Annotated in this window: 20 protein-coding genes; 7 read left to right on the top strand and 13 right to left on the bottom strand. The window is 67.5% G+C overall.

The features are described 5' to 3' along the window. Positions 1–14: 14 nt before the first annotated feature. A complete protein-coding gene (locus tag QE394_RS10285; RefSeq protein ID WP_015938915.1) occupies positions 15–470 on the bottom strand; it encodes an Lrp/AsnC family transcriptional regulator in 456 nt (151 codons plus the stop codon). A 106-nt stretch (positions 471–576) separates the two neighbouring features. On the opposite strand from QE394_RS10285, the gene QE394_RS10280 reads away from it, so the two are divergent. Then, positions 577–1,224: a LysE family translocator gene (locus QE394_RS10280; protein WP_056080615.1), complete on the top strand. Its 648-nt coding sequence runs from the start codon at positions 577–579 to the stop codon at positions 1,222–1,224. Here QE394_RS10280 and QE394_RS10275 read toward each other — a convergent pair. After that, positions 1,221–2,195: a hypothetical protein gene (locus tag QE394_RS10275; protein WP_349034442.1), complete on the bottom strand. Its 975-nt coding sequence runs from the start codon at positions 2,193–2,195 to the stop codon at positions 1,221–1,223. The genes QE394_RS10280 and QE394_RS10275 overlap by 4 nt on opposite strands. A gap of 147 nt (positions 2,196–2,342) precedes the next feature. Here QE394_RS10275 and QE394_RS10270 point away from each other — a divergent pair, with 147 nt between their 5' ends. Beyond that, positions 2,343–2,561 (top strand): hypothetical protein, encoded by a 219-nt coding sequence (locus QE394_RS10270; RefSeq protein WP_056080610.1) that lies wholly within the window; start codon positions 2,343–2,345, stop codon positions 2,559–2,561. Positions 2,562–2,579: 18 nt separating this feature from the next. Here QE394_RS10270 and QE394_RS10265 read toward each other — a convergent pair whose 3' ends face one another. The 5 genes from QE394_RS10265 to QE394_RS10245 all read right to left on the bottom strand — a co-directional run bounded on the left by QE394_RS10265 (position 2,580) and on the right by QE394_RS10245 (position 7,119). Then, positions 2,580–2,954 (bottom strand): nuclear transport factor 2 family protein, encoded by a 375-nt coding sequence (locus tag QE394_RS10265; protein ID WP_268160483.1) that lies wholly within the window; start codon positions 2,952–2,954, stop codon positions 2,580–2,582. A 40-nt stretch (positions 2,955–2,994) separates the two neighbouring features. Further along, on the bottom strand, positions 2,995–3,498 hold the full coding sequence (locus QE394_RS10260) for a DUF456 domain-containing protein (RefSeq protein WP_056080602.1): 504 nt from the start codon (positions 3,496–3,498) through the stop codon (positions 2,995–2,997). Positions 3,499–3,608: 110 nt separating this feature from the next. Further along, positions 3,609–4,808 carry a malic enzyme-like NAD(P)-binding protein gene (locus tag QE394_RS10255; protein ID WP_349034441.1) on the bottom strand — a complete coding sequence of 400 codons (1,200 nt, stop codon included), beginning with the start codon at positions 4,806–4,808 and terminating at the stop codon, positions 3,609–3,611. 286 nt (positions 4,809–5,094) lie between these two features. After that, a complete protein-coding gene (locus tag QE394_RS10250) occupies positions 5,095–5,703 on the bottom strand; it encodes a TetR/AcrR family transcriptional regulator (RefSeq protein WP_268160479.1) in 609 nt (202 codons plus the stop codon). 138 nt (positions 5,704–5,841) lie between these two features. After that, positions 5,842–7,119, bottom strand: a complete 1,278-nt coding sequence (locus QE394_RS10245) for an MFS transporter (RefSeq protein WP_268160477.1) — start codon at positions 7,117–7,119, stop codon at positions 5,842–5,844. A gap of 126 nt (positions 7,120–7,245) precedes the next feature. Here QE394_RS10245 and rraA point away from each other — a divergent pair, with 126 nt between their 5' ends. From rraA to QE394_RS10220, 5 genes are all read left to right on the top strand, one after another. Further along, positions 7,246–7,731, top strand: coding sequence for a ribonuclease E activity regulator RraA (gene rraA, locus QE394_RS10240; RefSeq protein WP_056080592.1), 486 nt, complete (start codon positions 7,246–7,248; stop codon positions 7,729–7,731). A gap of 110 nt (positions 7,732–7,841) precedes the next feature. Further along, positions 7,842–9,509, top strand: coding sequence for an MDR family MFS transporter (locus tag QE394_RS10235; protein WP_091716696.1), 1,668 nt, complete (start codon positions 7,842–7,844; stop codon positions 9,507–9,509). A gap of 317 nt (positions 9,510–9,826) precedes the next feature. Beyond that, positions 9,827–11,266, top strand: a complete 1,440-nt coding sequence (locus QE394_RS10230) for a sugar porter family MFS transporter (RefSeq protein WP_349034440.1) — start codon at positions 9,827–9,829, stop codon at positions 11,264–11,266. 75 nt (positions 11,267–11,341) lie between these two features. Next, entirely contained in the window at positions 11,342–12,019 is a 678-nt protein-coding gene (locus tag QE394_RS10225) for an ABC transporter ATP-binding protein (protein WP_349035397.1), read from the top strand. Between the two features lie 4 nt (positions 12,020–12,023). Next, entirely contained in the window at positions 12,024–13,559 is a 1,536-nt protein-coding gene (locus tag QE394_RS10220; protein WP_349034439.1) for a DUF6297 family protein, read from the top strand. Positions 13,560–13,565: 6 nt separating this feature from the next. Here QE394_RS10220 and QE394_RS10215 read toward each other — a convergent pair whose 3' ends face one another. From QE394_RS10215 to QE394_RS10190, 6 genes are all read right to left on the bottom strand, one after another. Next, positions 13,566–14,789: an MFS transporter gene (locus tag QE394_RS10215; RefSeq protein WP_056080583.1), complete on the bottom strand. Its 1,224-nt coding sequence runs from the start codon at positions 14,787–14,789 to the stop codon at positions 13,566–13,568. A gap of 30 nt (positions 14,790–14,819) precedes the next feature. Beyond that, positions 14,820–15,257, bottom strand: a complete 438-nt coding sequence (locus tag QE394_RS10210; protein WP_082497403.1) for a MarR family transcriptional regulator — start codon at positions 15,255–15,257, stop codon at positions 14,820–14,822. A 45-nt stretch (positions 15,258–15,302) separates the two neighbouring features. Further along, positions 15,303–15,746 carry a GNAT family N-acetyltransferase gene (locus QE394_RS10205; protein ID WP_349035396.1) on the bottom strand — a complete coding sequence of 148 codons (444 nt, stop codon included), beginning with the start codon at positions 15,744–15,746 and terminating at the stop codon, positions 15,303–15,305. 203 nt (positions 15,747–15,949) lie between these two features. Beyond that, positions 15,950–16,711 carry an ABC transporter ATP-binding protein gene (locus QE394_RS10200; RefSeq protein ID WP_056080578.1) on the bottom strand — a complete coding sequence of 254 codons (762 nt, stop codon included), beginning with the start codon at positions 16,709–16,711 and terminating at the stop codon, positions 15,950–15,952. Then, a complete protein-coding gene (locus QE394_RS10195) occupies positions 16,708–17,757 on the bottom strand; it encodes an iron chelate uptake ABC transporter family permease subunit (protein WP_349034438.1) in 1,050 nt (349 codons plus the stop codon). The genes QE394_RS10200 and QE394_RS10195 overlap by 4 nt, the downstream gene beginning before the upstream one ends. Continuing rightward, on the bottom strand, positions 17,750–18,757 hold the full coding sequence (locus QE394_RS10190) for an ABC transporter permease (protein ID WP_349034437.1): 1,008 nt from the start codon (positions 18,755–18,757) through the stop codon (positions 17,750–17,752). Before QE394_RS10190 ends, QE394_RS10195 begins: the two co-directional genes overlap by 8 nt. Positions 18,758–18,765 lie beyond the last annotated feature (8 nt).

The following is an 18,765-nucleotide window of genomic DNA, read 5'->3' as shown; positions in this document are numbered from 1 at the left end:
GCAACGGGCGGCCGCTACACCGGAGGGCCGGCGTTCGATTTGAGGTTCTTCATCACCAGGGTGGAGGTCAGCCGTTCCACGCCGGGCAGGGATGTCAGCTCTGCGTCGTAAAAGCGCTGGTACGCGGGCAGGTCCTCGGCGATGACCTTCAGCAGGTAGTCCGGCGAACCGAAGAGCCGCTGCGCCTCCACGATGTTCGGGTTGTCCGCCACGCGGTTCTCGAAGATCTCCATGGTGGGCCGGTCCACCTGGCGCAGCGTGACAAAGACAATCGCCTCAAACCCCAGGCCAACGGCCCCGGGATCGATGTCCGCTTTGTAGCCCCGGATCACGCCGGACTGTTCCAGGTCGCGCAACCGGCGGTGGCACGGGGCCACCGTCAGCCCCACTTTGGCGGCAAGCGCCGTGGCGGTCATCCTCCCGTCCTCCTTGAGGTGGCGCAAGATATTTCTGTCAATGGCGTCTATCACGCAAAAATCCTACTGCTTGGTCAGCGTGCCGGGCGAAAACCGGACAGCACTTCCGGGGTGAAAGTTCATACAGTTACTCCTGAAAGATCCCCCGACAGGAGAAACCATGAATCCGGAGCTGTTCCTGGCCTTTGTGCTGGTGGCCGCGGCCCTCGCCTGCACGCCCGGCGTGGACTGGGCCTACTCCATCACGGCAGGGCTTGGACAGCGCAGTTTCGTGCCCGCCGTCGCCGGATTGTGCGGCGGCTACGTCCTGCACACCGCCCTGCTGGTGGCCGGCCTCGCGGCCGTGCTGACCGGTATGCCCGGCGTGCTGGGCTGGCTGACGCTTGTGGGCGCCGGCTACCTGATGTGGCTGGGCATCAGCACGCTCCGCTCGTGGCGCGTGGCGTCCTTCAGTACGGCAGACGCCGTCGGACGTCCCGGCGCAACGCGGCTGCGCACCTTCCTGCAGGGAATGGGCACCAGCGGCATCAACCCGAAGGGCCTGCTGTTCTACGTTGCCCTGATTCCGCAGTTCGTCAGCGCGGACGCCTCCCTGCCGGTGCCGGTTCAGTCCGGGCTGCTGGGCATGACGTTCGTGGCGCTGGCCGGGCTGGTCTACACGGCCGTGGCGCTGTTGTCCCGCACGCTGCTGCAGAGCAGGCCCGGCGCGGCGCGGGCGGTGACCCTTGCCAGCGGGATCATCATGGTCCTGCTGGGGACAGTGCTGCTCGGCGAACAACTGGTTCCCCTGGTGGCGGGCCGCGCCTAGTCCTCGCTGAGGTTCTTCCAGTCCTGTTCCCAGATGCGGCGCATCTCCTCGTCCTTGCGGATGGGGACCGGCGCGGCGATCTCCCGCTGCGGCACCGGATCCTCGTGCCGCCTGCCCCAGTCGCGCGCATTGAGCGATCGCCGGCTGGAGTCCAGCAGGAGCAGCGCCTTGTCCGTCAGGGCATCGTTCCGGAGCGCAAGGTGCGTCTTGCGGCGCCGCAGCACTTCGGTGATGGCCTGCTGCGCGGCGTCGAGCCGGCCTTCCCGGCGCAGGGCGCGGGCACGGACCAGCAGCAGCGCGGCGGACAGGTCATCGGCGTTCAGGAGCCCCTCGGTCCAGTCGATCACTGTGCGGCTCCGGCCCAGGCTGAGTGCCAGCGAGCACCGGGCAAGGGCCATGGGGAGCGACGGCGGCAGCCCTGTGAGGGCGTCCAGCGCCGCCTCGGTCCGGCCTGTTTCGCGCAGCGCGTGGGCCAGCGCCAGGAACACCGATTCCTCGCTGAACAGGACGGGAACCTCCACCCGTTCGGCCAGTTCGATCCGGGTGACGATGCGCCGCAGGTAGGTGGCTGAGTAGCGGTTCGCGTCGTCGTCGTTGCGGGTGGTGAGCCCGCGCTGCAGCAGCTCCGAGGCGCGGAGGTACCCGCCGTGCTGGTACACCAGCAGCCCGGACATCAGGTAGCACAGGCCAGCCCAGCCCGGGTAGGTGCGGGCCAGGGCAATCAGCCGCTCGGGTTCACGGCTCGAGAAGACCGCGTCGTGCACCTCTTTGGCCGGCCGGGGCATCCGCCGGAGCCGCGGCACCTCGCCGTTGATCGCGAGCAGGGACGGGTTGCGTGCGCCCAGCACTCCGGTCAGCAGGCCGCCCACTCCCCCGGCAAGGTCGTGGACAGGCGTGCGCAGGTGCGCCTGGCCGAACGGCGTCAGGTCACGGCTGTCCCAGTAGATCGGTGCGCTGTCCCCGGCAGTCATCTTTCCATGCTAACGAACGCCGGGCCGCGGCATGCGGACTGTCCGGACCATCAGCAAGGCACCTTCACCCAGCCCATTGCTCGGGCCACCGGGGTAGGGGATGGTAGTAAGTGCCCTTAGTAAAAAATCCAGGCCAAGGAGAACAGCATGCAGATCGACAAGAACCAGATCCTTGAATTCCTGAGGTCCCAAGGGAACAACGACAAAGCATCCCAAGCTGAATCTGAGCTGCCGGACCAGGTAGACACCGAGCAGCACGCAGGCCTCCTGTCCAACCTAGGCATCAACCCCGCAGAGTTACTGGGAAAGCTGCCCGGCGGCATCGGCAACCATATCGGAGACAAACTCGGCGGACTGGGGCTCTAGGACCCTTTCTGACCAGGCTCAGGGCCTCGCCATGAACCACTCGGTGAACGAGGCGGCGCGGCCTGAGCCGTCAAAGCGCACCACCCAGAGATTGTCATAGCTGGGCTGGTCCCCGGCATAGACGGTCACGCCTTGAACGAAGGCCGTGGGGCCGTCGGTTCCCAGCAGGTCCCAGCTGAAGGTCCAGTCCTGGGGTTCGTCCCGGGCAGCCAGCCAACCGTCCACGATCCCGTCCCGGCCGGTCCAGGCGTCGGGGTCGTGCGGCCGGGTTTCATACCGCGCATTCTCCGTGAAAAGTGCGCGGATGTGCTCCGGATCGTTGCTGGACCATGCGGCCTGGTAGTTGTCCATCCACGTGGCGATGTGCAGGGCTGCTTCCGTGGGCTCGGTCATCCCCCCGTTGTACGCGCCTGCCTGACCCGGCGCAAGGGAACTACCCGTTCACCGCGGCAATCCACACCCCGATGACCCAGGCGCTTGCGGCCAGGCACGCCAGCCCGAATTCGGCGAGCATCCCGATGCCGGTGGCTTTGAGGGCGGCCCAGCTGGAACGGGCCGCGGTGGGCAGGTTGCGTGTGCGCAGGACTTCACTGAGGAGCAGGCCTGCGGCGAACCCGACGAACAGTCCCACCACCGGGATGATGAACATGCCGGCCACACCGGCCACCAGTCCCACCACGATGCTGCGGCTGGGGATGGCATGCTCCTTGAGCTTCCGCCCGGTGAGGACGGCGCCGGCGGCCATCCCGGCGGCCACGAAGATGATGCCGACGGCGAACACCACCCAGCCGGCGGGACCGGCGCCGCCCCAGATGGCCCACGCCAGCAGGCTGGCCCCGATCAGGATGCTGCCGGGCAGGACGGGGATGATGGTCCCCGCCACACCCACCAGGATCGCAAGGCCGCACAGGATGGTCACCACGGTCTCGGAAGTCATGGCACCCAGTCTAGGGTGGCGCGCCTGCCGGACCGGACCGCGTTAACGCCCGACGGCGGTGCCTCCTTTCGGGGAAGGAGGCACCGCCGTCGGGAGTAACGGGGATTGGACTACTCCGCTTCCACCGCCGCGGCGACGGCCGCTGTCACCGCCGGTGCAACCCGGGGGTCGAGCGGGCTGGGCACGATGTAGTCGACGGCCAGGTCCTCGGCGGCAAGCTCGGCAATGGCGTTGGCCGCCGCCAGCTTCATGGCCGGGGTGATCCGGCGGGCGCCGGCGTCCAGGGCGCCCCGGAAGATGCCGGGAAACGCCAGGACGTTGTTGATCTGGTTGGGGAAGTCGCTGCGGCCGGTGGCCACCACGGCGGCGTACTTCGCGGCGACCTCCGGCAGGACCTCGGGGTCCGGGTTGGAAAGGGCGAACACGATGGCGTCCTGGTTCATCAGGGCAAGGTGTGCCTCGTCCAGCTTTGAGGAGGAAACGCCGATGAAGACGTCCGCTCCGGTAAGCGCCTCGGCCGGGCCACCTTCCACCCCGCGGGGGTTGCTGCGGCCGGCAATGTCAGCCTTCTTGCTGGACGTGTCCGCGGCGAGGTCGGCGCGGGTGCTGTTGATGACACCGCGGGAATCCAGCAGGACGACATCCGGGATGCCGGCGGCCAGGAGGATTTCGGCGACGGCGATGCCCGCGGCACCGGCACCGGAAACCACAACCTTCAGGCTGTCCAGGCTGCGGCCGGTCACCTTGGCGGCGTTGGTCAGGGCGGCCAGTGCCACCACAGCGGTGCCGTGCTGGTCGTCATGCATGACAGGGCAGTCCAGGGCCTCGATCAGCTTTTCCTCGAGCTCGAAGCAGCGCGGAGCGGCGATGTCCTCGAGGTTGACGGCACCGAAGCTGGGACGCAGGCGGACAAGGGTCTCCACGATTTCGTCGACGTCGCTGGTGTTCAGGACCAGTGGGATGGAATCAAGGTCGCCGAAGCTCTTGAAGAGTGCGGACTTGCCCTCCATCACGGGCAGGGAGGCGCTGGCACCAATGTTGCCCAGGCCCAGGACTGCGGTGCCGTCGCTGACTACGACCACCAGGCGCTCGGCCCAGGTCAGGGTGCGGGCGAGCTCCGGCTGCTTGTGGATGGCGCGGCTGACCTCGGCCACACCGGGGGTGTAGGCGATGGACAGGTCGCGCTTGTTGGACAGCGGGACGGTGCTGGCGATGGAGAGCTTTCCGCCCTGGTGGGCGTCGAAGATCTCGGCTTCGGTCAAGGCTGTGGCTGCGGAATTGTCAGTGGCTGTAGCTGCGTCAATGGACACGTCGTTGTCTCCTGGTGCTCGCCGTGCACGCACGGCACATGGGGCCGGACCCGTGCGGGCTCCGGCAGGGAAAATGGTGCGACAGGAAACCCAGGGGTGGCGGGTCCGTAGGAGCCCCCGGGGATGTTCGCTCCCTGCTGCTCCGCTGGATCAATGGTAGGCAAGCGCCGGAGCCCGCAACGGCGGTCTTGACAGCAAAAGCAGCTGCCAAATCGTTTATTCAGCGCTTTTTGTGACTCACGCCACGCCATAAAGGCGTATTTAATGCGGAATTGGTCTAGACCGGTTACGCCGTCTGGTGGAGTGTGAACCGGGCATCCGCGGCCGGAGAGAGCCGGGTGCAGGCCTTTTTGAGGTCTTCTTCGGCCTCGAAGAGGGACAGCCGGCGGTTCCGGACGGACTGGACCAGACCAGTGACGGACAGCATCAGGACCCTGGCGGCCACGGCATCGCCGGCGGCGGCCTCCACTGCCTTCTGCCCCAGGGCGTCGATGTCGCGCAGGAGGGCCGTGGTGTCCCGGTCGGGAAGGTACACACCGCGGCTCAGGCACTGTTCCACGGCAGGCTGCATGACCCGCATGTGGAAGATTTCCATCACGACGCCGGGCAGGGTGCGGCCGCGGAACCGGTCAGACTCGCGCCGTGCAGCGGCCTCCAACTCTTCCAGCTGGTGGCGGTACAGGGCCAGCACCAGGTGTGTGGAAGACGGAAAGTAGCGGTACACCGTCCCCAACGGAACGTCTGCTTTCGCGGCGATGTCGGACAGGTCCACGGAGTCCAGGCCCTTCCGGGCAAAGGAAGCAGCGGCTTCGAGCATGCGTGCGTAGCGAAGGCGCTGGCGTGGTGCAGTGGGCCGGGGGGCCATGGGCGGATGGTCTGAAACAGTCTCGGTCATCAGCATTTTCCGGGGTTGTGTTCTGGGGTTGCTGCTGCCCGGGCTCCCCCATCCATACAGCCCCGCAGCCGGCTCAACTATACGGCACCAGCCAGCGATGCAACCCGTCAGTGTCCTTACCAATGGCCGCCGGAAGGGTCAGTCCACGCCCTTGATCTTGACGACGAAAACGGCGCCCAGCAGCCCGATGACGGCCGCCGTGGTGAAGAGGGTGCCGTACCCGCCGAAGAACTTCAGGGCCAGGAACGCAAGCAGGGGTGCAATCACCTGCGGCAGGGAGCTGGCGATATTGATGACGCCCAGGTCCTTGCCGCGGTCCGCGGCCTTCGGAAGCACCTGGGTCAGCAGGGCAAAGTCCACTGCAAGGTAGGCTCCAAAGCCGATGCCCAGCACGGCGGCGCCGGCAAGGGCACCCGGCCAGACCGGAAAGAAGGCCATGATCAAGGCCGCCATGGCGATCGTGGCCGAGGAGCCGATGACAAACGGCTTCCGTTTGCCAACCCTGTCACTCCACGGCCCGGCGATCACAGCGGTGATCATCACCATCACCGCATAGATTCCGGTGAGTATCAGAACTCCGAAGGCAGGGTCGCCGTGTTTGATGATGTCCCGGAGGAAGAAGAGCAGGTACACGATGGTGAGCTGATTGCCCACGTTAACCAGCAGCCGGGTCAGCCAGGCCCAGCCGAAGTCCGGATACCGGACAGGACTGATGTAGAAACCCTTGGCAAAGGCCCGCAGATTGAAAGTGCCCAGTTCCGATTTGGGCAGGGCGGGGTCGTTGCGGTGGAACAGGTAGGGCAGCACGGAAACCAGCAAGGCCCCGGCGCACAGCCAGTAGCCCACCATGAAGTTTCCGGTAACCACAGCGCCGAAGACGGCCCCGGTAAGGACGCCTAATGTCTGGCCCATGGCCGCCAGCCCGCCCACGCCGCCGCGCTGCGGCACCGGGACCCGGTCCGGGACGGCAGCGAAAATGGCTGCGTAGGCCGCGTTGGCACCCAGTTGCACCAGGCACCAGAAGAGCACCATCAGCGCCACCGACGCCGAGACGGACATGGCCAGCAGGGCCGCCGTGGCCAGCACCGCTCCCAGAAGGACCCACGGGGCTCGGCGGCCAAAGCGCGACGTGGTGCGGTCAGACAGGGCGCCGAACAGCGGGTTGGCCACGAGGGAGACTGCGGCGCCGCATGCCGTGACCAGGGACAGGATGGCTTCCTTGCTGGGCGAATCAATACTGATGGCCTGCTGGCCGATGAAGACATTGATGGGCCCGAAGAATGCGGCGTTGATGCCAACATTGACCAGCACCAGCCCGGTGACCCAGCGCGCGGTGACCTTCTGCGTTGGCTCGGCGAGCGCCGCCGTCGTGGTCCGCGGAACGTCCGGCGGGACCGGCGTGTTGGACATGCTCATGGCTGGTTCCCCCCGGGGCAGGTGCTGATGCTGGAATTCAGACTATCGTGGGCCTTGCCCGGCGTCTGTGCCGCACGCCGGGGCAGTAACGAGCGCGCGGCACCCCGAGGCTCGAAGGAGAACCACATGAACGCTGCTTCCACCCCTGCCATCAACACGGCGGACCTCTACGACGAGCGCGGCGATGAGCTGGCGTCCGTGGCGCTGCAGTTCCAGTCCCTCGGCGGCCGCACGCATTTCTCCGGGCGGGCCCGGACCATCCGCTGCTTCCAGGACAACGCCCTGGTGAAGTCCACGCTGGCAACCCCGGGCAACGGCAACGTGCTGGTGGTGGACGGCGGCGGCTCGCTGGGGACCGCCCTGATGGGGGACATGATCGCCGAAAGCGCCGTGGCGAACGGCTGGGCCGGCGTCGTGATCAATGGGGCAATCCGGGACCGCGAGGCCATCGCGAAGCTCGACCTGGGCGTCAAGGCGCTGGGCAGCAACCCCCGGAAGAGCGCCAAGGCCGGAGCAGGCGAAGTGGACGTTGACGTGGTGATCGATGGCGTCACCATCCGCACGGGTGCCATGATCTGGTGCGATCCGGACGGCATCCTCGTGGAGCCGTGACCCGGCAGCCTCAAAAAGTTTCCCGTGCCGGGGAATGGAAGTGCAGGTAAGATAGTTACTGAAAGCAACTATCAATTGCTTACTTCCCTTTTCTTCCCCTTGGAGCCCCTATGTCCAAAGCCACTGCCGCGCCCGGCGCCGGAGATACCCTGACGCAGCGCCAGATCGTCACCGTGATGGTGGGCCTGATGCTGGGCATGTTCCTGGCCTCGCTGGACCAGACCATCGTGTCCACGTCCATCTACACCATCGCCAACGACCTGGACGGCCTCTCGCTCCAGGCGTGGGCCACCACCGCGTACCTGATCACCTCCACGGTCAGCACCCCGCTGTACGGCAAGCTGAGCGATATCTTCGGCCGCCGGCCCCTGTACCTGAGCGCCATCGTGATCTTCCTGGCGGGCTCGGTCTATGCCGGTTCCGTCCATTCCATGACGGAACTTGCACTGGCCCGCGGCGTCCAGGGCCTCGGCGCCGGCGGCCTGCTGGCACTGGCCCTGACCATCATCGGCGACATTGTCTCGCTCAAGGACCGGGCCAAGTACCAGGGCTACTTCATGTCCGTGTTCGGCATCTCCTCGGTGCTGGGCCCCGTGGTGGGCGGTGCCTTCGCCGGAACCTCCAACATCCTGGGCTTTGACGGCTGGCGCTGGGTGTTCTTCATCAACGTGCCTATCGGCCTCGCCGCCCTGGTGGTGGTGTTCCTGTTCCTGCACCTGCCGGCCAAGCACCTGAAGCAGAAGATCGACTACTGGGGCGCCGCAGCCATCACCGTGGCCATCGTCCCGCTGCTCCTGGTGGCCGAGCAGGGCCGGTCCTGGGGCTGGGCGTCCACCAACTCCTTCCTCTGCTACGGCCTGGGCGTGGTGGGCATCGCCTGGTTCCTGCTGGCCGAGAAACGCGCCGGAGACTACGCCCTGATCCCGCTGCGGCTTTTCAGCAACATCACCTTCGGGCTGTCCTCGCTGCTGAACTTCATCATCGGCATCGGCATGTTCGGCGCCATCGCCATGCTCCCCATGTACCTCCAACTCGTGAAGGGCCTGACTCCCACCGAGGCCGGCCTGATGATGATCACCTTCACCGTGGGCATCCTGTTCGGGTCCATCACCGCCGGGCGGACCATCTCTGCGTCCGGCACCTTCCGGATCTTCCCCATCATGGGCACGGGAATCCTCACGGCCGCAGCACTGGTCATGGGGCTTTCGCTTCGCGTGGACACGGCCCTGTGGGTTCCCGGACTGATCGCCGTGTTCTTCGGCGTGGGCCTGGGCTTCTGCATGCAGCCGCTCACCTTGGCCATGCAGACCTCCGTCCCGCCGCGTGACATGGGTGTGGGAACGTCCTCGGCCGCCTTCTTCCGCTCCATGGGCGGCGCCGTGGGAACCGCCGTCTTCATCTCCATGCTGTTCAGCCTGGCGGCCGACAAGATCGCCGACGGCATGAAGGCAGCCACCACTGATGCCGCGTACCTTGCCGTCCTGAAGGACCCGGCGGTGGCGGCAGACCCGGCCAACGCCAAGCTGTACGACTTCTTCAAGAACGGCGCGTCCAACGATTCGCTCAACGACACCAGCTGGCTGCACACGGCCAACAGCACCCTGACCCGGCCCATCACCGAAGGCTTCGCCGGTTCGATCGACGCCGTGATGCTGACAGCTGCGGTGCTGACCGGAATCGCGTTCCTCATCAGCCTCGCGCTGCCGAAGAAGAAGCTGACGGACCCCAACGCCACTCCCCCGCAGGACAACGACACCCTGCAGGTCCCCGCCCACTAATCGCGAGCTCACTTGTGGTGTCCAAAACACCAACGCGCGCTCACTCGTGGCGGCAATAATCGGAGCCCTTTCGCACACCGTGCGGGAGGGTTCCGGCATTTCTCCCTAAGTACTGCGCGCCCGGGGCGAGGCGTACGACGGCGGCGCGCACCGTCGTCGTGCGCGTCCACTGCGGGAGGGGAGCCGGCGCGGGCTTTCTTTAACTGGAACGGTTCGCCGTGGCATGGAACACTACCGTAAGTACACTGGCCATTTAGCCGGTCCGCAGCCGACGACGTCCGCGCGAACTCCACCACACCCCAAACCCAGGGAGAACCATGCCCACTGCACAGGAGCAGACCAAGACCCGCATACCGCAGCGGGTGATCTGGCTGGCGCTTGCGGGAGCGGTGGGCGGATTCCTCTTCGGCTTCGACTCGTCCGTGGTGAACGGTGCCGTGGACGCCATGAAGGGCGAGTTCGCGCTCTCCGAAGCGGTGACCGGGTTCGCCGTCGCCGTTGCGCTGCTGGGCTGCGCCGCCGGCGCCTACCTGGCCGGGAAGGTGGCCGACAAATACGGCCGCATCCCCGCCATGAAGATCGGCGCGCTGCTGTTCCTGGTCAGCGCCATCGGCACCGGCTTCGCTTTCAGCGTGTGGGACCTCATTTTCTGGCGACTGGTGGGCGGACTCGGCATTGGCCTCGCCTCCGTGATTGCCCCTGCATATATCTCCGAAATCTCGCCGCGGCAGGTCCGCGGGCGGCTCGCCTCCCTGCAGCAGCTGGCCATCACCACAGGTATTTTCGCGGCCCTGCTGTCGGACGCCCTCCTGGCCACCAGCGCCGGCGGCGCGGACCAGTCCTTCTGGCTGGGCATCGAGGCGTGGCGCTGGATGTTCCTGGCCGCCGCCGTTCCCGCCCTGGTTTACGGCTGGATTGCCTTCACGCTTCCGGAGTCCCCGCGGTTCCTGGTATTCCAGGGCAAGGACGAAGAAGCGCGCAAGATCTTCGACAGCATCGCCCCGGCCGATGACACCGAGCGCCATATCCGGGAAATCCGGGACGCCATCGAGGAAGACAAGATCGCCGGTCAGAAGGGCTCACTGCGCGGCAAGACCTTCGGCCTGCAGGCGGTGGTGTGGGTGGGCATCATCCTCTCCATGCTGCAGCAGTTCGTGGGCATCAACGTGATCTTCTACTACTCCACCACCCTGTGGAAGGCCGTCGGTTTCCGGGAAGAGGATTCCCTGGCCATCTCGGTGGCCACATCCGTCACCAACATCCTGGTGACCCTGGTGGCCATCGCCCTGGTGGACCGGATTGGACGCCGCCCCATCCTGCTGGTTGGTTCCGTGGGCATGGCCGTCTCCCTGGGCGCCATGGCCCTGGCCTTCTCCTCCGCAACCGGATCCGGCGAAGACATCACCCTCCCGGGCGCCTGGGGGCCCGTGGCCCTGGTGGCGGCCAACGTGTTCGTAGTCAGCTTCGGCGCCTCCTGGGGTCCGCTGGTGTGGGTGCTGCTCGGCGAGATCTTCCCGTCCCGCATCCGTGCCCGCGCCCTGGGACTCGCAGCGGCGGCTCAGTGGGTGGCCAACTTCGCCATCACGCTCAGCTTCCCGGTGATGTCCGCCGTGTCCCTGCCGCTGACCTACGCCATGTACGCGCTGTTCGCCGCGGCATCCTTCTTCTTCGTGATGTTCAAGGTGCCGGAGACCAACGGCATGTCCCTTGAGCAGGCCGAGACCCTGTTCGTGGCGAAGGGCTCGGCGAAGGGCTGACAGCAGGCCCCGCTGAACGCGGGTTCGGCTGAACTCCTTCAGGGAACCACCCGCTAGATTGGACGGGTGACTGATCTGGGGGCGGTCCTCGAGGCCGGACAGCTGGTAGTGGGCTATGGCGGCGCGCCCGTCTGCGGCAAAGTGACGGCGGAAGTGCGCGCAGGCCAGGTGCTGGGCGTGGTGGGCGTCAACGGGGCCGGGAAATCCACCGTGGTGCAGACCATCGCCGGCCGCCAGCCCGCCATCAGCGGCGACGCCCGGATCCTCGGACTGCCCGTGGACCCGGATTCCGTCCATTTCCGCCGTGAAGTTGCCGCCGTGTTCGACGACGACCTCTTCTTTCCGTCGCTCAGCGTCACCGAGCACCTGCTCCTGGTGGCCCGCGGCCACTCGCTGGCGGATCCCGGGGAGCGGGTGGCCGCCGAACTGGAGTTCTTTGGCCTGTCCACGCGCGCGGACGCCGTACCGGATGCCCTGTCTTCGGGGCAGCGGCGCCGCCTGCTGTTGGCCGCAGGATTCATCCGGCCATCGGCCCTGCTGATCCTGGACGAGCCGGAGCAGCGCCTGGACCCCGGCATGCGGGACGCCCTGGCAGGCCGGATCGCCGCCTACGCGGACGGCGGTGGCGCCGTGCTGCTGGTGACACACGACCCGCGGCTGCTGGTCCGCACGGCAACCTCTGCACTGGTCATCAAGGACGATGTGGAACTGGTTTCCGCCGAAGAAGGGGCAGCTTTCATTGCTGGCCTCTGATCCCGTGACAGGCGCCCAAGCCGGCACCGCCCTTGCCGGCGAATTGGTAACTTTCACCAGGCGGCACTCCCGGGCGTACAACCGCACCCAGACGTCCCTGGGAGATGCCTTCGCGGATATTTATACCTCCCTGGTGGCCCTGGGCTGCGCCGCTGCCATTGCCGTTTCCTTCGTGGGCGGGCTGCGCGATGAAATGACCAGGGACAACGCCATGGCGGCAAGCCTGGTGGCGGGGAGCCCGCTGGTGCTTCCGGCCCCGCTCCTGTGGACCCTGCTGACCTACGGCGGATTGGCGGCCATCCTGGCAGTGGCACGGCGGCTGGGTCCCATCGCCGTCACGGGCGCGCAGGGTGCATGGTGGCTGCCGCTGCCCCTTGACCGCCGCCCCATGGTGTTGCCCACCTTCCGGCGCCGCCTGCTTTCCGTGGGCCTCGGCGCCACCCTCGGCTATGTCCCGTTCAGCATCGTCACTGACCTGGCGGCGGACGCCGCGGACCATGCGCTGGCCGCGGCAACGTTCGGGGCCGCGAGCGTGGCGGTCCTGGGGATTGCGGCTCTGCTCCAGCTCGGCCTGGTGGCTCCGCGCCGTGGCCGGGCCGCCGCACTGCTGGCCCTCGCCCCGCTTGCGCTGCTGCCGGGGATGGCCCCCGCCGGGTGGCCATTGGCCGCCGCGGTGCTGGCAGGCGTCGTGGTCCTCGTTCCGCTCCTGCGCCGCGCGGGCCAGGTCACCGGCATGGAACTGGTCCGTGGCGGCAACGTGTCAGGGCACGCGGCGTCGGCGGTGTTCTTCCTGGACACCAACGAGCTGCTCCGCTCGATGGCAGGGACGCCGCGTCCCGCAGCCGGTTCCCGGGCCCGGCGTTTCTATGCCCGCAGGACGCGGGGCCCGTTTGCCGGCCTCGTCAGGGCGGACGTTACGGCGTTCCTTCGCCTGCAGCCCCTCCTGGCAGTGCCGCTGCTGTGGCTGGCGGCATGCCTGGCCGTGGTGGTGTCCGACGCCGGGCTCCCCGCCTGGCTGCAGCTGGTCTTCCTGCTGGTGGCCGGCTGTGGAGTGGCCAGCGGGATGGGCACCGTGGCCCGGCGGACAGCATTGTTGCCCGAGCTGGACGCCCTGCTGCCGCTCCCCCGCGCCGCCGTCCGGGCGTGCCGGCTGTTGATGCCCGCGCTGGCGCTGGCCGCTTGGATGACACTGCTCTCGGGCGCCCTGGCCCTGCTGGGGGCGGGCGGACCGCTGTTGCCCGCCATGGGTGCGCTGGCCGGCATCGGCATGGGCGCCGGCTGCTTCCGCGGAGCTACCCGGCCGCCCGCCGACTGGACACTGCCGCCGGTGGATACGCCAATGGGCCCGGTTCCCCGGGCCCAGGTGTCCTCGCTGCTGCGGGGACTCGACGTCACCGTCCTGTCTCTGCTCCCGGTGGGGATCGCCCTCTTCGTGGGGCAGGCCCTTCCGGTGCTTGTCATGGTGCAGGCCGCGGTGAGCCTGGCTGCGGTGCTGGTGGTCCTGCTGTCCGGCACCAAGTCTGCCTCCGGGAGGCAGTAGCGACTCCTAGACCAGGTGCGGTTCGTGCGCCGTAAGGTACTTGCGGCCGCTGAACGCCACCAGGATGGCAATTCCCATGGCCACGGCACCGGCGTAGAAGGGCACCTGGGGGCCGAAGTGCTCACCCAGTTGCGCGGCCAGGAACGGCGCCAGCGCGCCGCCCATCCAGCGGACGAAGTTGTAGCCGGAGGAGGCCACCGGCCGAGGGGAATCGGAGACGCCCATGGCCAGTTCGGTGTAGACGGTGTTGTTGATGCCCAGCAGGGCGCCCGCCACAATGACCAGTACGACAACGGCAGGCACCGAGTGCCCGGCCGCCAGTCCCAGCCCGGCCAGGTCCAGCAACAGGACGAACAGGGTGCCGGTCAGCACCTTGACGGCACCGAAGCGGCGCTGCAGGACCGGCGCGACGAAGACGGAGAACACGGCCACCGCCACGCCCCAGCCGAAGAAGACGGCGCCGATTCCATACGCGTCCATGCCCAGGATGAAGGGGGTGAAAGCCAGGATGGTGAAGAAGCCGTAGTTGTAGAACAAGCCGCTGGCCGCCGTCGTGCGCAATCCCTTGTGGCCCAGGGCCAGTAGCGGGTCGCGGAGGCGCACCTTGCGCTCGGGCAGCGGCGTCTTGGGAAGCAGGGCCAGCAAGGCAATGAATGCGGCGGCCATCAGGACGGCCGTGCCAAAGAACGGGGCGCGCCACTGCCAGCCGCCCAGCAGGGCGCCCAGGAGCGGGCCGAGGGAGATGCCAAGGCCCAGTGCGGCCTCGTAGAGGATGATGGCAATGCCGGCGCCGCCGCTTGCCACACCCACGATGACCGCGAGGGCGGTGGCGACGAAGAGGGCGTTGCCCAGGCCCCAGCCGGCGCGGAAGCCCACCAGCTCATCCACGCTGCCGGACAGGCCGGAGAGCGAAGAGAACACCACGATGATGGCCAGCCCGATCAGCAGGGTTTTCTTGCCGCCGATGCGGGACGAGACGAAGCCGGTGATCAGCATCGCCAGGGCGGTGACCAGGAAGTAGCTGGTGAACAGCAGCGAGACCTCGCTGGGGCTGGCGTCCAGGTTGGTGGCGATCGCGGGGAGGATGGGGTCCACCAGGCCGATGCCCATGAACGCGAAGACCGCGGCCAGGGCGGTGGCCCACACGGCTTTTGGCTGTTTGAGGAAGGAGGCCTTTTCGGCCTGCAGGGTGTTCCCGGGTGCCGGCAGGGTGTCTGCTTGGCGGTTCATGGGGTGTGCTCCTAAGGGGGGTGCGGTGCGTCAGTTCTGGAGGGACGCGTTGATTTTGTCGATGACGGGCAGCGCCGCCGCCAGTGCTTCCCGGTCCTGCTCGGTGAGTTCGCCGAGGAGTTCGGCCATGACGGCGTTGCGCCGCTGGTTTGCGGACTCGACGGCGGCGCGGCCTTCGGCGGTCAGGATGACGCGGACGGCGCGGGAGTCGGCGGGGTCGGGTTCGCGGCGGGCCAACCCTGCGCGTTCGAGCTTGATGATCTGCTCGGTGGCGCTGGGTACCCTGACGCCGAGGTTGCGGGCGATCTCACCTACCCGGACGCCGTCGTCCAGCAGCATCTTCAGGGTGCTGAGCTGGGCGGCGCTGAGGTCTCCGTCCGCGTCGAGGCGGCGGACCAGGTAGACGCTGTGGCGCAGGGCTTCGCGGAAGCCTGCGGCGAGTTCCTGGAGCTTGTTCTCGTTCATCATTAGGTACCCTAACATTTAGGGTACCTAACAGTCAAAGTTATGTGGTCAGAGCGTGAGCTTCATGCCCTCGTGCGAGCCTTCAAATCCGAGCCGCTGGTAGAAGCGCTGGGCAGCCGTCCGCGTCTTGTGCGTGGTCAGCTGCACCAGCGAACAGCCCTGCCGCCTGGACTCGCCGATGGCCCACTGGATCATCAGGTTGCCGATGCCCTGGCCCCTGAGGGCGTCGGCCACCCGCACGCCCTCGATCTGCGAGCGCCACGCCCCGTGCCGCGAGATGCCGGGGAGGAAGCTCAGCTGGAACGTGGCAACCACCGGACCCGCGGCTTCCCCGGGCGGCACCAGCTCGCCCACAAGGAGCATGTGGCGGGGGTCGCCGTCGATTGCGTCAAACGCCCGTTCGTAGGGTGCCATGTCCTGGCCCGCCTCGCGGCCCGCGCCCAGGGCGTCGTAGGCGAGGAGCTGCACGACGGCGGGCAGGTCCGCCCGCATGGCGTGGCGGAGGCGGAAAGTCTCGCGCCCGACGTCGGCGGTCAGCAGGGGTTCCGGGGCAGCAGCGGTTTCACTCACCTTCCCAGCCTTGCACGGGTGAGCGCGCCTTACCGGCATAGCCACCGCAAGTGAGCGGGCGTTTCAGGAATACCCACCGCAAGTGAGCGGGCGTTTCAGGAATACCCACCTTAAGTGAGCGCGGGTCAGGTGAAGTAGACGCCGATCCGGTGGGCGCCGATTTCCTCGATACGGATATCGATGTCGTAAACGTCGCGGAGCATGGCCTGCTGCATGATCTGCCGCGGGCTGCCCTGGTGGATCAGCCTGCCGTCCTTCATGGCCAGGATGGTGTCCGAGTAGCAGGAGGCGAAGTTGATGTCGTGGACCACGATCACAATCGTCTTGCCGAATTCGTCGGCAAGACGCCGCAGGAGCCGCATCATCTCCACCGAGTGCTTCATGTCCAGGTTGTTCAGCGGCTCGTCCAGGAGCAGGTACTGCGTGTCCTGGGCCAGCACCATGGCAATGAACGCGCGCTGCCGCTGCCCGCCGGAGAGCTCGTCCACGAACTTGTCCGCCATGGGCGTCAGGTCCAGGTGCGCGATGGCCTCTTCCACCTTGGCGAGGTCCTCAACGGTGGGCCGGCCGCCGGAGTGGGGGAACCGGCCGAAGGCCACCAGGTCGCGGACGGTGAGCCGCATGGTGAGGTGGTTCTCCTGGCGGAGGATGGCCATGGTCCGGGCCAGCTGGCGGCTGTCCGTGGACGCGATGTCCAGGCCGCCCACGGACACCTCGCCTGAGCCCAGGGGCTGCAACCGGCTGATCAGTGAGAGCAGGGTGGATTTGCCGGCGCCGTTGGGTCCGATGATCGAGGTGATGCCGCCCTGCGGGATCTCGCAGCTGACGTCGTCGAGGACCGTCTGGCCGCCGTAGCTTTTGGAGACGTTGCGGACCGCGATGGTCATTTGAGCGAGCCTTTCAGCAGGAGGTAGAGGAAGAGGATGCCGCCGGTGAACTCGATGACCACGCTGAGCGCCGTGCCGAAGCCGAAAACCTTCTCCAAAACCAGCTGGCCGCCTACCAGGGCAATGGCGCCGATCAGTACCACGATGGGCAGCAGCCAGGCGTGGCTGAACCCGCGGCACAGCTGGTAGCCCAGGCTCACCACCAGGAGTCCGAAGAAGGTCACCGGGCCCACCAGGGCGGTGGAGACGGCCACCAGCAGCGAGCACGCCAGCAGCACGCGCATCACCACCTTGCGGTGGTCCACGCCCACGTTGATGGCCACGTCCCGGCCCAATGCCAGGACGTCAAGGGTGTGCCGGGCCCGCCACACGGCAGCGCAAACGGCGGCGACGATCACCGCGGCCACTCCCAGCAGTGCGGGGTCCACATTGTTGAAGGATGCGAAGAACAGGTCCTGCAGGATGATGAACTCGCTGGGTTCCATCAGCCGCTGCAGCAGGGAGGAGAAGCCGCGGAACAGGCTGCCGAGGATCACGCCCACCAGCAGGAGCAGGTGCAGCGACCGGGTGGCGCCGGTGAACATCCAGCGGTACAGCAGAGCGCTGAAGGCCACCATCAGCACCACCTCGGCGCCGAACTGCAGGGTAGGCGGGGCGGTCACCACGGCGGCGGCACCGAGGGCGAAGGCCATGACGGTCTGCACCAGGATGTACAGCGAGTCGAAGCCCATGATGGATGGCGTCAGGATGCGGTTGGCCGTCACGGTCTGGAACAGCAGCGTGGATACGCCCACGGCAACGGCCACCAGCAGCATCGCGGAGACCTTGATGGCGCGGCGCGGCAGGATGTAGCCCGCGTTGCCCTTGAGTTCGAAGAACAGGAAGAAGAGGACGACGGTGGCGGTAGCCGCGAGCAGGACACCCACCACGAGTTGGGGCGGGGCATTGCGGAACCGGCGCCTGACGGGGCCGGTGGACGGGGCGCGGGACGGGGCGGCGGCGGCATCCACGGGAGCCGGGGAGGTCAGGGCTGGCGCCTTAGGCATTGCGTTTCCTCAGGATCAGGGCGAGGAAGAGGATGGCGCCCAGCACGGACATCACCATCCCCACTGGAACCTCGTAGGGGTACCGGATGGTCCGGCCGATAATGTCGCAGACCAGCACGAACGCCGCCCCGAACAGGGCGGTCCACGGGACGGCGCGGCGGAGGTTGTCACCGAAGATGAGGGAGACGATGTTGGGCACCACCAGGCCCAGGAAAGGTACGGCGCCCACGGTGGTGACCACCACGGCGGAGATCAGGGAGACGATCAGCAGCCCCAGCCGCATGGTGCGCGCATAGTTCAGGCCCAGGTTGGTGGTGAAGTCCTGCCCCATCCCGGCCACGGTGAAACGGTCTGCGGCGAGCAGGCCCACCAGCATGAGCGCCGCGACGATCCAGAGCAGCTCGTACCGGCCGCGGAGGACGCCCGAGAAGTCGCCGATCATCCAGTTGCTGAGCGTCTGCAGCAGGTCGTACCGGTAGGCGAAGAAGGTGGTGACGGCGGCGATGATGCCACCCAGCATGATGCCCACCAGCGGGATGAGCAGGGTGTTCCTGGCGGGCAGCCGCCGCAGGATGGCCAGGAACAGGGCGGTGCCCAGCATCGCGAAAACGCTGGCCACCAGCATCTTGGCCAGCATGGGAGCGCCCGGGGCGAGGACGGTGACCACCAGGATGCCCAGCGTGGCGGACTCCACGGTACCCACGGTGGAGGGTTCCACGAAGCGGTTCCGGGCCATGAGCTGCATGATCAGCCCGGCCACGGCCACGGCCATTCCTGCCAGCAGCACAGCCAGGGTGCGGGGCACCCGGGAGATCCAGAAGATGTCGATGGTATCCGCGTCCCCCGCGAGGAGGGACGGGAGCGAGACGTCGCTGACGCCCACGAACATGCTTCCGGCGGCGAGGACCAGGACGGCAACTGCGGCGGCAGCCAGGCCCGCGTAGTGGCGGGCCTGGCTGCGGGTCGCCGGCGCCTGGGGGCGCGCGGCGGTGATGGTCATGCTGTAGC

This window comes from Pseudarthrobacter sp. SORGH_AS 212, from assembly GCF_030818145.1.
Taxonomy (GTDB): domain Bacteria; phylum Actinomycetota; class Actinomycetes; order Actinomycetales; family Micrococcaceae; genus Arthrobacter.
This window is presented reverse-complemented; position numbering and strand designations above follow the sequence as displayed.

Coding starts and splice junctions, on each gene's coding strand:
- QE394_RS10270 (WP_056080610.1), top strand. CDS start 2,343: ATGCAGATCGACAAGAACCAGATCCTTGAATTCCTGAGGTCCCAAGGG.
- QE394_RS10200 (WP_056080578.1), bottom strand. CDS start 16,711: ATGACCATCGCGGTCCGCAACGTCTCCAAAAGCTACGGCGGCCAGACG.
- QE394_RS10235 (WP_091716696.1), top strand. CDS start 7,842: ATGTCCAAAGCCACTGCCGCGCCCGGCGCCGGAGATACCCTGACGCAG.
- QE394_RS10215 (WP_056080583.1), bottom strand. CDS start 14,789: ATGAACCGCCAAGCAGACACCCTGCCGGCACCCGGGAACACCCTGCAG.
- rraA (WP_056080592.1), top strand. CDS start 7,246: ATGAACGCTGCTTCCACCCCTGCCATCAACACGGCGGACCTCTACGAC.
- QE394_RS10275 (WP_349034442.1), bottom strand. CDS start 2,195: ATGACTGCCGGGGACAGCGCACCGATCTACTGGGACAGCCGTGACCTG.
- QE394_RS10230 (WP_349034440.1), top strand. CDS start 9,827: ATGCCCACTGCACAGGAGCAGACCAAGACCCGCATACCGCAGCGGGTG.
- QE394_RS10205 (WP_349035396.1), bottom strand. CDS start 15,746: ATGCGGGCGGACCTGCCCGCCGTCGTGCAGCTCCTCGCCTACGACGCC.
- QE394_RS10260 (WP_056080602.1), bottom strand. CDS start 3,498: ATGACTTCCGAGACCGTGGTGACCATCCTGTGCGGCCTTGCGATCCTG.
- QE394_RS10280 (WP_056080615.1), top strand. CDS start 577: ATGAATCCGGAGCTGTTCCTGGCCTTTGTGCTGGTGGCCGCGGCCCTC.
- QE394_RS10250 (WP_268160479.1), bottom strand. CDS start 5,703: ATGACCGAGACTGTTTCAGACCATCCGCCCATGGCCCCCCGGCCCACT.
- QE394_RS10195 (WP_349034438.1), bottom strand. CDS start 17,757: ATGCCTAAGGCGCCAGCCCTGACCTCCCCGGCTCCCGTGGATGCCGCC.
- QE394_RS10245 (WP_268160477.1), bottom strand. CDS start 7,119: ATGAGCATGTCCAACACGCCGGTCCCGCCGGACGTTCCGCGGACCACG.
- QE394_RS10190 (WP_349034437.1), bottom strand. CDS start 18,757: ATGACCATCACCGCCGCGCGCCCCCAGGCGCCGGCGACCCGCAGCCAG.
- QE394_RS10210 (WP_082497403.1), bottom strand. CDS start 15,257: ATGATGAACGAGAACAAGCTCCAGGAACTCGCCGCAGGCTTCCGCGAA.
- QE394_RS10265 (WP_268160483.1), bottom strand. CDS start 2,954: ATGACCGAGCCCACGGAAGCAGCCCTGCACATCGCCACGTGGATGGAC.